Annotated in this window: 10 protein-coding genes; 4 read left to right on the top strand and 6 right to left on the bottom strand. The window is 74.1% G+C overall.

What is annotated here, in order from left to right; translation table 11 throughout:
* Positions 1-155: 155 nt before the first annotated feature.
* On the top strand, positions 156-1,820 hold the full coding sequence (locus KSNIM_RS27675) for an alkaline phosphatase D family protein (protein WP_263105837.1): 1,665 nt from the start codon (positions 156-158) through the stop codon (positions 1,818-1,820).
* A gap of 117 nt (positions 1,821-1,937) precedes the next feature.
* On the opposite strand, the gene KSNIM_RS27670 is transcribed toward KSNIM_RS27675, so the two are convergent.
* A complete protein-coding gene (locus KSNIM_RS27670) occupies positions 1,938-4,601 on the bottom strand; it encodes an MXAN_6230/SCO0854 family RING domain-containing protein (RefSeq protein ID WP_263105836.1) in 2,664 nt (887 codons plus the stop codon).
* A 361-nt stretch (positions 4,602-4,962) separates the two neighbouring features.
* On the opposite strand from KSNIM_RS27670, the gene KSNIM_RS27665 reads away from it, so the two are divergent.
* The 3 genes from KSNIM_RS27665 to KSNIM_RS27655 are packed head-to-tail and all read left to right on the top strand — an operon-like array spanning position 4,963 to position 7,379.
* Entirely contained in the window at positions 4,963-5,634 is a 672-nt protein-coding gene (locus KSNIM_RS27665) for a DUF4097 domain-containing protein (RefSeq protein ID WP_263108133.1), read from the top strand.
* A gap of 15 nt (positions 5,635-5,649) precedes the next feature.
* Positions 5,650-6,606: an ATP-binding cassette domain-containing protein gene (locus tag KSNIM_RS27660; RefSeq protein WP_263105835.1), complete on the top strand. Its 957-nt coding sequence runs from the start codon at positions 5,650-5,652 to the stop codon at positions 6,604-6,606.
* A complete protein-coding gene (locus KSNIM_RS27655; protein ID WP_263105834.1) occupies positions 6,603-7,379 on the top strand; it encodes an ABC transporter permease in 777 nt (258 codons plus the stop codon). The genes KSNIM_RS27660 and KSNIM_RS27655 overlap by 4 nt, the downstream gene beginning before the upstream one ends.
* An 82-nt stretch (positions 7,380-7,461) precedes the next feature.
* On the opposite strand, the gene KSNIM_RS27650 is transcribed toward KSNIM_RS27655, so the two are convergent.
* From KSNIM_RS27650 to KSNIM_RS27630, 5 genes are all read right to left on the bottom strand, one after another.
* Positions 7,462-8,328, bottom strand: a complete 867-nt coding sequence (locus KSNIM_RS27650) for an ABC transporter permease (protein WP_263105833.1) — start codon at positions 8,326-8,328, stop codon at positions 7,462-7,464.
* Positions 8,325-11,102: an alpha/beta fold hydrolase gene (locus KSNIM_RS27645; protein ID WP_263105832.1), complete on the bottom strand. Its 2,778-nt coding sequence runs from the start codon at positions 11,100-11,102 to the stop codon at positions 8,325-8,327. The genes KSNIM_RS27650 and KSNIM_RS27645 overlap by 4 nt, the downstream gene beginning before the upstream one ends.
* 93 nt (positions 11,103-11,195) lie before the next feature.
* Positions 11,196-11,840, bottom strand: a complete 645-nt coding sequence (locus KSNIM_RS27640; RefSeq protein ID WP_263105831.1) for a hypothetical protein — start codon at positions 11,838-11,840, stop codon at positions 11,196-11,198.
* 26 nt (positions 11,841-11,866) lie between these two features.
* The gene (locus KSNIM_RS27635) at positions 11,867-12,106 is read right to left on the bottom strand and encodes a hypothetical protein (protein ID WP_263105830.1); all 240 of its coding nucleotides are present in this window, start codon (positions 12,104-12,106) and stop codon (positions 11,867-11,869) included.
* A gap of 13 nt (positions 12,107-12,119) precedes the next feature.
* A complete protein-coding gene (locus KSNIM_RS27630; RefSeq protein ID WP_263105829.1) occupies positions 12,120-13,421 on the bottom strand; it encodes an SUKH-4 family immunity protein in 1,302 nt (433 codons plus the stop codon).
* Positions 13,422-13,425 lie beyond the last annotated feature (4 nt).

Genomic DNA, 13,425 nt, shown 5'->3' with positions numbered 1-13,425 from the left:
TCACATGGCATGGGAAGTCCTCACGCAGGCTCAAGTTCTCTTCGCGGACGCCCAGTTGGGCTTGAGCTGCAGTAAAGCGGCGTGGACATGAAGAGTCAGGGAATAGTCGTCCCAAAGTATGGACATCTGATTACCAGCCAGTAGCCTCTGACGCTGTGACAGAGACCACCGACTCCGTGTCCCCCGCCGTCGCCCGGCCGCGCCGTCGCCGCGTGCTGAAGGCCGCCGCCCTCACCGCCGGTGCCGCCGTCCTGCCGATCGCCGCGGGCACCGCGCCGGCCACCGCCGCCACCGTCCCGCAGTTCCTGCACGGCGTCGCCTCCGGCGACCCGCTCGCCGACGGCGTCGTGCTCTGGACGAGAGTGACGCCCACCCCGGACGCCGTCCCGGGCTCCAACGCCGGCCCGGCCACCGAGGTCGTCTGGCAGATCGCCACCGACAAGTCCTTCACCTCGGTGCGTGCCAGCGGCACGGTCACCACCGCCGCCGCCACCGACCACACCGTCAAGGTGGACGTCCGGGGCCTGACCCCCGACACCGTCTACTGGTACCGCTTCACCGCCGGCGGGGCCTCGTCCCCCGTGGGCCGCACCCGCACCGCGCCGGCCGCCGACGCCGCCCTCGACCGGCTGCGGCTCGGCGTCGCCTCCTGCGCCAACTGGGAGGCCGGCTACTTCTCCGCGTACCGCCACCTGGCCGCCCGCGGCGACCTCGACGTCTTCCTCTTCCTCGGCGACTACATCTACGAGTACAAGACCGGCGAGTTCTGCGCGGCCGGCAAGGTCGTCCGCCCGCACGAGCCCGCGCACGAGATCACCACCCTCGCCGACTACCGCACCCGGCACGGGACGTACAAGACCGACCCGGACCTGCAGGGCCTGCACGCGATCGTCCCGACCGTCGCCATCTGGGACGACCACGAGTTCGCCAACGACGCGTGGGCCGGCGGCGCCGAGAACCACACCCCCGGCACCGAGGGCGACTGGTCGGCGCGGATGGCCGCCGCCAAGCAGGCCTACTTCGAGTGGATGCCCGTCCGCCCGTCGATCGCCGGCACCACCTACCGCCGACTGCGCTACGGCAAGCTCGCCGACCTGCACCTGCTCGACCTGCGCTCCTTCCGCTCCCAGCAGGTCAAGGTCGGCAACGGCGACGTCGACTCCGCCGACCGCACCATGACCGGCCGCGCCCAGCTCGACTGGCTGAAGTCCGGCCTCTCCGCCTCCGACACCACCTGGCGGCTCATCGGCAACGAGGTGATGATCTCCCCCGTCGCCTTCCTGTCGCTGCCGGACTACCTGCTGCGGCCGATCGCCAAGCTGCTCGGCCTGCCCGGCGAGGGCCTCGCGATCAACCCGGACCAGTGGGACGGCTACACCCACGACCGCCGCGAACTCCTCGGCCACCTGAAGAACAACGGCATCGACAACACCGTCTTCCTCACCGGCGACATCCACTCCGCCTGGGCCGCCGACGTCCCGAACGAGGCCGCCACCTACCCGGCCTCCGGCAGCGTCGCCACCGAGTTCGTCGTCACCTCGGTCAGCTCCGACAACATCGACGACTTCCTCAAGGTCGCCCCGCAGACGCTCTCGCTCGTCGCAGCCGCGGCGATCCAGGCCGCCAACCGCCACATCAAGTGGGTCGACCTCGACTCGCACGGCTACGGCGTCCTCGACATCACCCCGCAGGCCGTGCAGATGGACTACTACATCCTCTCCGACCGCACCCGCAAGGACGCGACCACCAAGTGGACCCGCTCCTACCGCACCCGCACCGGCACCCAGCAGGTCGAACGGGTCTGGTCCCCCGTCAAGTGACGCCCGCGCCCGCCCGCGGCAGGAGAGACCGTGGGCGGGCGCCCCGTCAGGTGCCGCACCCGCCACCCGCCTTCACCGTCGTCCTCTGCGGCCTGGCGGCGCTGGCCGCGGCCGCCGTCATGGCGCTCCGGGGGCGAAGCGGGCGAGCAGGTCGCCCGCGGTGAGCCGCTCGACCTCGGCCGGTGCGGCGTCGAAGGGGCCCGGGTAGAGGCGGTAGGCCGCGCCGGAGAGCTTCTCGGGGGCGGGGACGTCGCCGTCCACCAGGGCGACGAACGCCCGTGTGCCGGCGAGGCGTTCGGTCGGAGTGCCGGGTCCGGCGGGGTCCGGGTCCGCGAGCGTCCGCAGCCGGTCCGCGAAGGCGGTGACCGGCTCGCCCGCCCTGCGCCGCCAGGCCCGGACGCCCGTGCCGTCGCGGCCGCGGACGAGCACCTCCTCGGCGCCGGCGGCGGCCTGTGCGCAGGCGAGGTCCCACAGGGTGGCCCGGTTGCCCGGGGAGAAGTGGTCGAGGACGTCCCGGGAGAGCCGGCCGACCTCCTCGCTGTACCGGCGGACGCTGTGGAAGCCGCCGTCCGCACCGGTGTTGAGGTCCGTCCAGGTGTAGCGGCGGTCCGCCAGGTCGACGATCATCGGGACGCAGACCTTGGCGTCGCCCATCAGGTCGAGCCGCTGCCGGACGGCCTTCGGGTCGTAGTGGCCCGCGCCGCGGTCGGCCGCGGACAGCTGGATGAAGCCGGCGAAGGCATCGGTGAGCTGCTCGAAGGCGACGTCGTTGTAGCTGAAGACGATCATCACCGCGTACCGGGTGCCGTCGGCGGCGAGCCGGCCGAGGTCGAGGTCGACGAACTCGGTAGCCCCGTGCGGCGGCGGCGCCGAGACGAAGTCCCCTGAATGGACGGCCGCCCGGTCGCCGTGCACCAGCGCGGTGTAGTCGCACAGGCCGGTGAACCGCCACTCGGCGTCGTACAGCGCGACCGACAGGTCGAGGTCCACCCGCAGGTGCTCGGGCTGCATCCAGTGCAGGAAGAGCCGCAGGCGCTCGCCCGCCGGGAGGCGCTGCCGGCTGCCGCGCGGGACGGCGACCAGGGTCTTCGCGGCGGCCCGCTCGGCGAACGGCACCACCAGGTCGGCGAGGCACTCGTCGATCAGTGCGAGGTCGTAGCGCTCCCCCGTGCACCGGCGCAGCAGCTCGGCCTCGACGGCGTCCACGACCGGGCGGGCGAGTTCGGCCGGGACGACGGTGCCGTGGTCCTCCCGGGCGTGGGCCAGGGAGACGGTGCCGCGCGGGAAGTACAGCCGGCGCTCGCCCTGTTCGCGCCGTCCGCGCAGGCGTCCGTAGGCGCCGAGCAGCGGGCCGGGGGCGGCGGCGCGCAGGGCGTCGGTGACGGTGCGCAGCACGTCCGCGGGCAGCGGTTCGCCGGGAGCGGTGGTGGCCTGCACCCGGAGCAGGTGGTGCAGGCGGCGGGCCAGTTCACCGGGCCGGGCGGCCAGTGCGCGGGTCGCGCCGGCGACATCCCCGGCGGCGAGCCGGGACTCGACCCGGCCGGCGAAGCCGGTGAAGCCGAGCTTCGTGCGCCCACCGGACTCCACCACCCGCAGCGGGTACGGCGGTTCGGCGAACCCGGTGCCGACCGGGTACTCCCGCAGGTCGGTCTCGCGCAGCAGCGCGAAGGCCGCGGCGACCGACGGGTAGCGTCCCCGGTACTCGTACGGGTGGAGCAGTTCGCCGGCCCGGAGCCAGGCCGAGCGGTGGCGGCGGAGGTCCTCGGCGAGGTAGGGCAGCGGCAGGCCGTCGAGGATCGCCAGCAGGCCGCGGCGCAGCGGGCGGGGCAGGTTGCGCAGCCGCAGGCGCCGGGCGGTGGCGGGCAGCAGGTCGGGCTCGGCGCCGGACCAGGACCAGAGCAGCCGCAGGACGTCGGTGGCGGTGTCGATCCGTTCGGCGAGCACGGGCAGGGCGCCGTCCGGGTCGCGGCGGAGCAGTGCGGTGAGGACGACCGCTTTGGTCTCGCGGACGGGGATCTGCGCGGGGAGGCGTTCGGGCAGGTCGTCGGGGGCGAGGGCGAGCAGCGCGGCGAGGTCCTCGCGGTCCTGCGGGTCGAGCGGGGTGCGCCGGGAGAGCAGTCGCGTCAGTTCGGCCAGTGCGACGTCGAGGGTCTCGCCCTCGGCGAGGCGCAGCGGGCGGAGTGTCTGCTCGCCGCCGAACTCCTCGGCGGCCTTGCGTCCGGCGGGGTTGTCCTCGCCGAGCCAGGGCCGGTCGGCGAGCGGGGCGGCGCACAACGGGCAGTGGCTGCCGCGTCCTTCGGCCAGCAGGCCGTCGTGGCAGCCGGGGCAGAGCAGGTGCGCGCACGGGGCGAGGGCGCCGATGCCCGCCTCGGCGCCGGTGCGGCCGCAGTGGGCGCAGGGCTGGCGCGGCTGGTTGAGCAGGAAGGCGCGGATGCTGCGCGAGTAGAGGATGTGCGCGTGGTCGGGCACCGCGTCCGGGAAGCGGTGGAACAGGGTGAGGTGCCGGCGGTCGGCGCCGAGCCGGTGGTCGATCCGTGCGAGCAGTCCGGTGCCGGTGGCGGCCAGTGCGGTGGGCGAGAGCCGGGCGAGGGCGGCCCGCAGGCCGGCGGTGAGCAGGTAGCCGCGTTGGGCGAGGTCGGCGTCCAGGGCGACCAGGCCGGCGGTGCTCCAGGGGTCCGCGACGGGCAGCAAGCCCTCGGTCGGGACACAGACGGCTCCGCGGCGGCGGAGCAGGAACGAATCGAGGTCGACGTCGACGGCAGCCGAGGCGACTCGGGTCATACGGAGAATCCCCCGAGGGATGCGAAGGCAGGAGAGGAAGAGGGGGCGGAGAGGGGGTGCGCTGGTTCTTTTCGGAGAGGAAGGAGAAGGAAGCACGCCGCGGAGCCGCCCGCACGGCGACCCTAGTGCAGCCCCGGCCGGGCCTGCCAGTGATTTAACGGCCCCTGCCCCGCATAGCGTTCACTCTCCATCCATTGCAACGAATCCCATCCGGTGCATTGCATTCGATTCAGGGCCGTTGCAATGATTTCCCGTCATTAACCTGCCATGATGCCAATTTTGGACAGTCCCATCGTTGCCTGATTCGCGAATGCAACGTAGCGTTTCCGCCATCGGAAACAGCCAGTCCAAGGAGAGCACCATGCAGAAGTTCGCCACCGCCGGCCCGGCCGCCGTCGTCCTGGACATCCCCGCGGGACGCATCCGCATCGTCGCCGCCGACCGGCCCGACACCACCGTCGAGGTCCTGCCCGCGGACGCCTCGAAGAGCCGCGACGTGAAGGCGGCCGAGCTGATCGAGGTCGCCCACCACGACGGTGTGCTGCGGATCGAGGCCCCCACGGCGAAGAACCGGATCCTCGGCACCTCCGGCTCCGTCGCCGTGACCGTCCACCTGCCCACCGGCTCCCGCATCGAGGCCAAGGGCGCCGCCGCCGAGTTCCACGGCACCGGACGCCTCGGCGACGTCACCGTCGAGATCGCGCAGGGCTCGGTCGAACTCGACGAGGCGTCCGCCGCCCGACTCACCCTCCAGTCCGGCGACGTCCGGCTCGGCCGCCTCACCGGCCCCGCCGAGATCAGCACCCAGCAGGGCGACCTCCGTATCACCGAGGCCGTCCACGGCGCCCTCGTGCTGCACACCCTCTCCGGCGGGATCGAGGTCGGCGTCGCCCGCGGCGTATCCGCCTCGCTGGACGCCGGCACCGCCCACGGCCGGATCACCAACGCCCTGAAGAACACCGACGGCGCCGACGCCGCCGTGACCGTCCGCGCGACCACCGCCCACGGCGACATCACCGCCCGCAGCCTGTAAGGAGGAACACCCGCCATGACCGACCTGGCCATTGCAGCCGACGGGCTGCGCAAGTCCTACGGCGACAAGACCGTCCTCGACGGCATCGACCTGGCCGTCCCGGAAGGGACGATCTTCGCCCTGCTCGGCCCGAACGGCGCCGGCAAGACCACCGCCGTCAAGATCCTCTCCACCCTCGTCACCGCCGACGGCGGCACCGCCCGCATCGCCGGCCACGACCTCACCACCCACCCACAGGCCGTCCGCGCCACCATCGGCGTCACCGGCCAGTTCTCCGCCGTCGACGGCCTGATCACCGGCGAGGAGAACATGCTCCTCATGGCCGACCTGCACCACCTCCCCAAGCCCGAGGGACAACGCGCCGCCACCGAACTCCTGGAACGCTTCAACCTCACCGACGCGGCGAAGAAACCCGCCTCCACCTACTCCGGCGGCATGAAACGCCGCCTCGACATCGCCATGACCCTGGTCGGCGCACCACGGGTCATCTTCCTGGACGAGCCGACCACCGGCCTCGACCCCCGCTCCCGGCACACCATGTGGCAGATCGTCCGCGAGCTGGTCACCGGCGGCGCCACCGTCTTCCTCACCACCCAGTACCTGCAGGAGGCCGACGAACTCGCCGACCGCATCGCCGTGCTCAACGACGGCCGGATCGCCGCCGAAGGCACCGCCGACGAACTCAAACGACTCGTCCCCGGCGGACACATCCGCCTCCGCTTCACCGACCCCACCGCCTACCGGTCCGCAGCCTCGGCCCTGCACGGGGCCGCCCGCAACGACGAGGCACTCGCCCTGCAACTGCCCAGTGACGGCAGCCAGCACGCCCTGCGCACCGTCCTCGACCGACTGGACACCGCCGGCATCCAGGCCGACGAACTCACCGTCCACACCCCCGACCTCGACGACGTCTTCTTCGCCCTCACCGGCGACGCCACCCTCCCCCACCAAACCCAGGAGCCAGCCCGATGAGCACCGCCTCCCTCGCCGTCCGCGACTGCGCCACCATGCTGCGCCGCAACCTCCTGCACGCCCGCCGCTACCCCTCCCTGACACTGAACCTGCTGCTCACCCCGGTCATGCTGCTGCTGCTCTTCGTCTACATCTTCGGCAACACCATGAGCGGCGGTGCGGGCCGCGACACCTACATCGCCTACATCGTCCCGGGCATCCTGCTGATGACCATCGGCTCGACCACCATCGGCACCGCGGTGTCCGTCTCCAACGACATGACCGAGGGCATCATCGCCCGCTTCCGCACCATGGCGATCCACCGCCCCTCGGTCCTCGTCGGCCACGTCCTCGGCAGCGTCCTGCAGTCCGTCGTCAGCGTCCTGTTGGTCGGCGCCGTCGGCTTCGCCATCGGCTTCCGCCCCACCCACGCCACCGTGCCGGAGGGACTCGCCGCCCTCGGCCTGCTCGTCCTCTTCGCCACCGCCCTCACCTGGATCGCCGTCGGCATGGGCCTGGTCAGCCCCAACGCCGAAGCCGCCAGCAACAACGCCATGCCGCTGATCCTGCTGCCGCTGCTGTCCAGCGCCTTCGTCCCGCTGCACTCCATGCCGGGCTGGTTCCAGCCGGTCGCCCAGTACCAGCCGTTCACCCCCGCCATCGAGACCCTGCGCGGCCTGCTGCTCGGCACCGGCATCGGCAACAACTGGTGGATCGCCGTCGCCTGGTGCCTCGGTCTCTCCGTCCTCGGCTACCTCTGGTCGACCTCGACCTTCAACCGCGACCCGAAGTGAAGGCCGGGACCACGCGGGCGGCGCACACCGACACCCGGTCGGAGTGCGCCGCCCCGGCGGCGTGACCGGGCCGGGCGGTGCGTCAGGAGACCACGTCCTTGCGGGCGAAGCCGCGGAAGGCGAGGGCGAGCAGGACGACCGCGTAGGAGACGGAGAGTGAGACGCCCTGGATCATGCCGCCCCATTCGAGGTGGGGTTGGAGGGCGTCGGCCCAGGCGTACTGCCAGTGGGCCGGGAGCCACTCGCGGAGGTCGCCGAGGGCGGTGACGGCGTCCAGGACGCCGGTGATGATGGACAGGAAGACCGCGCCGCCGACCGCGCCGAGCGGGGCGTCGGTGGCGGTGGAGAGCCAGAACGCCAGGGCCGCGATGACGAGTTCGGCGAGGATCACGTAGCAGACGGCCAGGCCGAGCCGGGGCAGCGCGGTGGCGGCGGGCAGGCTGGTGCCGGTCGGCAGCTTCAGGTCGCCCCAGCCGTAGGCGGCGGTGCCGACGGCCAGGCCGACCAGCGGCAGCAGCACGATCGCGGCGGCGGAGAACACCAGCCCGACGGTGAACTTGCGGGCCAGCAGCCTGGCCCGGGGCACCGGCGCGGCCAGCAGGTAGCGCAGCGAGGACCAGCCGGCCTCCGAGGCGACGGTGTCGCCGCAGAAGAGCGCGACCGGGATGACCAGCAGGAATCCGGTGCCCATGAAGAGCAGGGTGGCGGCGAAGTTCGGCCCGGAGGAGGTGGCGAGCTCGATGAAGGTGGTGCGGTCCGGCCGGTCGGGGGTGCCGCCGATCTGGAACGCCGCGAGGATGACGAACGGCAGCGCGGCGAGCAGCCCGCCGATCACCAGAGTGCGCCGTCGCCGCAGTTGGCGGACCGCCTCGACGCGCAGCGGCAGGGTACGGCGGGCGGTGTAGCCCGCCGCCGACTCCGCGGCAGGAGCGGGTGCGGTGCTGCTCATGCCGGGCCTCCGATCAGGGACAGGAAGGCGTCCTCCAGGCGGCGCTGCGGGCCGACGCCCGTCACGGGCACCTCCAGGCGGACGAGTTCGACGACCAGCCGCGCGGCGCTGCCACCGTCGTCGAGGCGGACGAGCAGGCCGCCGTCGACCGCCTCCGCCGAGACGACGCCGTCGAGCGCGGCGAGCTTGCCGGCGGCCGCCGCGAGCTCCTCGCGGCCGTGGCCGGGCGCGGTGGAGACGAGCAGCTGCTCGCCGCCGCCGACGATCTCGCCGACGGCTCCGGCGGTGACCAGCCGGCCGCGGTCCATGACGACGAGGTGGGTGCAGCTCTGCTCGACCTCGGACAGCAGGTGGCTGGAGACGATGACGGTGCGGCCCCCGGCGGCGTAGCGGATCATCACCTCGCGCATCTCGCGGATCTGCGGCGGGTCGAGGCCGTTGGTCGGCTCGTCGAGGATCAGCAGGTCGGGCAGCCCGAGCATGGCCTGGGCGATGGCGAGGCGCTGCCGCATGCCCTGGGAGTACGTCCGGACGGCACGGTCGAGGGCCTCGCCGAGGTCGGCGATGGCGAGTGCCTCGTCCAGGTGGGCGTCCTCGGCGGGGCGGCCGGTGGCCTGCCAGTACAGCTCCAGGTTGGCGCGGCCGGTGAGGTGCGGCAGGAAGCCCGCACCCTCGACGAAGGCGCCGACCCGCGACAGGACGGGCGCCCCCGCCCGCACCGCGTGCCCGAAGATCCGGATCTCGCCCTCGTCGGGGCGGATCAGGCCCATCAGCATGCGCAGGGTGGTGGTCTTGCCGGCGCCGTTCGGGCCGAGCAGGCCGAGCACCTGGCCCTGTTCGGCGCGGAAGGACAGCTCGCGCACCGCGTACCGGTCGGCGGCGCCCTTGTAGCGCTTGCTGAGGCCGGTGATCTGCAGCGGGACGCCGGCCAGCGCCGGGTCGGCGGGCAGCTGCGGGCGGCGCCGGCGGCGCAGCAGGAGCAGCCCGGCCGCGACGGCGACGGCGAGCAGCGGCAGCACCCAGACCCGGGCGGGCAGCGGGGCGGCCTCGGTGTGCAGGCCCGCGACGGTCGGGACGGTGACCGGCCCGGCGGCGGAGACGGTGTAGGTGGCGGGCTGCGCCGGGGAGGCGTAGGCCAGGTCGGTGGAGGCGAGGACGAGCCGCAGCCGGTGCCCGGCCGGGAAGGAGTGGTCGACGGCGGGAAGCGCGATCTGCACGGTGCGGCCGCCGGGCGCGTCGGCACCGGTGACCCGCAGCGGTGCGACGAGCTGCTGCGGCAGGGTCTGCTTGCCGTCCGCGCCGAGGTCGTAGAGCTTGGCGAAGAGCACCGCGTCGGGCCGGTCGGCGTGCACCGTGACGGAGACCCGGGCCTGCCCGGTGAGGTCGAGCCCGGCGGTCAGCGGGTCGGAGTCGAACGCGGCGTACTGGCCGGGGAAGTCGAGGGCGAGGCCGCTGCCGAGGGCGGCGGCCTGGGAGAGCGCGCCGATGCCGGGGACGGTGGAGATGTTCGGCGGGGCGCCGCCGGGCGGGTTGGCGATCGTCTGCTCGCGTCCGGCGAGCTCGACGGTGCGGGTGGCGGTGCCTCCCAGGCCGGGGTACGCGTCGGCGTCGGCACCGCGCAGCACGGCCTGGAAGCCGGTCGAGTCGACGCCGCCGGTGCGGGTGACCCGGAAGGCGGGGCCGGTGCCGGTGGACTTGCCGGCCAGGTAGTGGTCGAACCAGGCGGTGACCCGGGCGTCGGTGCGCTCGCTGCCCTCGGTGCCGCCGTCGTGGCCGCCGGCGAACCAGTCGACGGCGACGGGGGCGCCGTTGGCGGCGACGGCCTTCGCGATCCGGTCGCCCTGGTCGAGCGGGAAGAGCGAGTCCTGCTGGCCCTGGACGACGAGGGTGGGCACCTTGATCCGGTCGGCGACCGAGGACGGACTGGACTTGTCCAGCACCGCGACGGCCTCCGCGTCGGGACGGCCCGCCGCGGCGACCCGGTTGTACATGGCACAGAGTTCGTCGAGGAACCGGCCGCAGCCGACCGTGCCCTGCTGACCGTCCGTCTGTCCGTCCGGCTGTCCGTCCCTGGGCGCGCCGGAGGACCCGCCGGTGGGTGCGCCGGCCGAGCCGGTGGTGAAGAACAGCCCGGCCCAGAGCTTCTTGAAGACGCCGTCGGCGGCGGTGGAGCCCTGGGCGGCCTGCGGGAAGAGCGCGTCGGCGAGGTTCCACCAGGTGATGCCGGCGGCGACCGCGTCGATCCGCGGGTCGTAGGCGGCGCCGAGCAGGGCGGCCCCGCCGCCGTAGGAGGCGCCGGTGATGCCGACCCGCGGGTCGCCGGCCCTGTCGAGCTGCACCTCGGGCCGCTTCGCGAGCCAGTCGACGAGCCGGGTGACGTCCCGGATCTCGCGGTCCGGGGCGTCCAGGCCGATCCTGCCGCCGGAGTGGCCGAAGCCGCGGGCGGACCAGGTGAGGACGGCGTACCCGGCGCGGGCGAGCTGCCGGGCCCGGTCGCGTTCGCCCTCCTTGGAACCGCCGAAGCCGTGCGCCAGCAGGATCGCCGGGCGCGGCGAGGTGCCGGTGGTGAAGAACGAGGTGTCGATGCGGACGGTCGCGCCGCCGCCCGCTGTTTCGGGCATGTCGAGGAAGCGGTCCTCCTGGCGCACCTCGGGCCCGGAACCGCCGGCGGCGGTGCCGATCGCCCCCACGACGACCAGCACCGCCGCAACCACCCATGCCACCAGCGCACGCCGTCCCAGCCGGCGGTGGCGCCGGGCCCACCCGAACCCCATGGCCACCGACCCTAACCCCGTTCCGGGTAGGGAGCCCGTAAAGGGCGCGATCACGTCATCCACGGCGGTCGTTCGGATGCGGCCCGAGGGACGTCAGGCCGTCCTGACGGCCATGAGCAGGCCGGTCGACCAGGCGAGGCGGACGGTCCGGAGGGCCGGGTGTTCCGTCAGGTGTCCGACGATCCGTCGGACGGCGGCGGTGTGTTCGGCGGGCCAGTCGGGCAGCGGCAGCAGGTCGTCGATCAGGTAGGTGCCGCCGGGGGCGACCAGCTCCAGGGCTCGTTCCGGGTGTCCGCGGCCGGTCAGGAGCAGGTGCAGGTGCAGGTGCAGCCAGGAGATCCACTCGTCGGTGTCCGCGGGCCCCGGCTCCACGCCGAGCCGTTCGAGGTGGTGGATGTCCTCGGCGAGCGTGCCGGCCGGTACTCCGGCGGGCCAGCACACCGCCATGGCGTCCAGCAGGTCCTCGCGCGGTGTGCGGGCGAGGAAGGCCGGCTGCTCGATCAGTCGGGGCAGCTCGGCCGGGTCGTACGGCCGCGGCTCCGGGCACGGGCCGTCTCCGCCCGGGGGGACGGGCAGGACCTCCCATCCCGAGGGCGGCGCCGGGGTGTCCTCGCCGGTCCCGGCGACCACCCTGACCCTGCCGGCGCTCAGCAGCGCCTCCACCAGCAGGCCGACGATCCGGCCGGGCTGTGCGCCGGGGTGGTGGCGGCCGGCCCGGTGCACGTCGATCAGCAGCACCGTGGCCGTGCCCCGGACGCGTCCGATCAGCTTCGCCAGTGGGGCCGGCCGCTGTCCTCGGTCACGGGAACACCGAGCCCGGCGAGGACGTCCACGGCGACCGCCCGCGCCGACCGGCCGGCGCAGTCCACGGTCACGACCCTGCCCGGCAGCCGCGCGGCAGCCGCCCGCAGCGCGTCACCGGAACCCGGGACGGCCAGTGCGTCGCCCGGCTCCGCCCCTGCGACCCACTCCAGGACCAGGTCGACGGTACGGGGACGGTTCATCGGGTGCGTCCGCTCAGAGCAGGCCGTCCCACATCTGCTCGACGACGACGGCCCACCAGTTCTCCGGGTCCTGGAAGACGGTCGGGTCGAGGGCCGCCAGCTGCCGCTGGAAGGTGTCGGTGGCGTCGGCGGCGGCGTGCGGGTCGAGGCCGCGGCGGGCCGGCCGGTGGGCCGCGAGGAGGGCGAGGCAGCGCACGTACGCCGAGAGGTCGCGGTTGACGTAGCGGCCCGTCCCGTTGTCGGGGTCGACCGCCCAGATACGGCCGACGCCCTCGCCGGTGCCGGTGCCGCCGTCGCCGCACTGCACGGCGAGGAGGGCGTGCCCGTCGGTGCCGATCAGCACGTACTCGGCGAGCACCGCGCGGGCGGCGTCCGGGACGCGGCTGCCGCGGCCGGCCGCGTCGAGGTGGGCGGAGACGTCGGGCAGGCCCGGCAGCAGCGTGAAGAAGCCCTCGACCCGGGTCGGCAGGCCGGCCCAGACCAGGGTGGCGCGGGCGGCCTCCGGAAGCGCGGTGGCGGCGGTGTCGTCGGCGTCGAAGCGGTGCACGCCTTCGGCGCCGAACTGCTCGGCGAGGCGGCGGCCGAGAGCGGCGTCCCGCTCCGGCGCGGCGGCCTCGGCCCCGCGCGGGAACGGCGCCCGGTTGGGGTGCGGCGGCAGCGGCCGGCCGGCCTCGCGGAAGAGCTGCTCGGTGGCGTCCGTCAGGGCACGGACGGCAGCGGCCCGGCGGTTGAACCGCGGACCGTAGTCGTGGCCGTAGGAGAAGGCCGCGACCGGCAGTTCGGCGAGCAGTGCGGCGGCGCAGTAGCCGCCGGGCAGCTCGCAGGGCCGCAGGTCGCAGTGGACGGTGAGGACGTCCTCGGGCCGCACGCCCTGCTGCTGCAGGGTGCGCCAGGCCTCCAGCTCGGGGTGGCCGCCGCCCGGGGAGGACATCCGGAACAGCGTCTGCTCCTTGCCGTCCGCGTCCCGGTAGGTCAGCACGGCGGTCGCCCCGGGACCGGTCGCGAGCGGCCGGTCGGGGTCGTAGCTGCCGGCGCCGAGGCTGTCGCGGTACAGCTGGACGACCTCCTCGACCGGCACCGACGGCCAGGTGGTGAGCCTGCCGGTCTCCCGGTCGACCACGGCACTGGCGGAGCCGATGTCGGCGGGCGCCCGCCGCCCGCCCTCGGACGCACCGGCCCCGGCCGCCTCGGCCTCCGCCCAGACCACCCAGCCCAGGTCGAACTCGTGGACGCCGACGGTGCGCCACTGCTCCTCGGGCCGGTCGCCGTTGATCCACTGGTGGGCCGCCTCGACGGCCTGCGCGCGGGTCGTCACGCGG

Source organism: Kitasatospora sp. DSM 101779 (assembly GCF_025655475.1).
Lineage (GTDB): Bacteria > Actinomycetota > Actinomycetes > Streptomycetales > Streptomycetaceae > Kitasatospora.
Note: the sequence above shows the minus strand (reverse complement) of the source record. Positions and strands in the feature narration are given on the sequence as shown.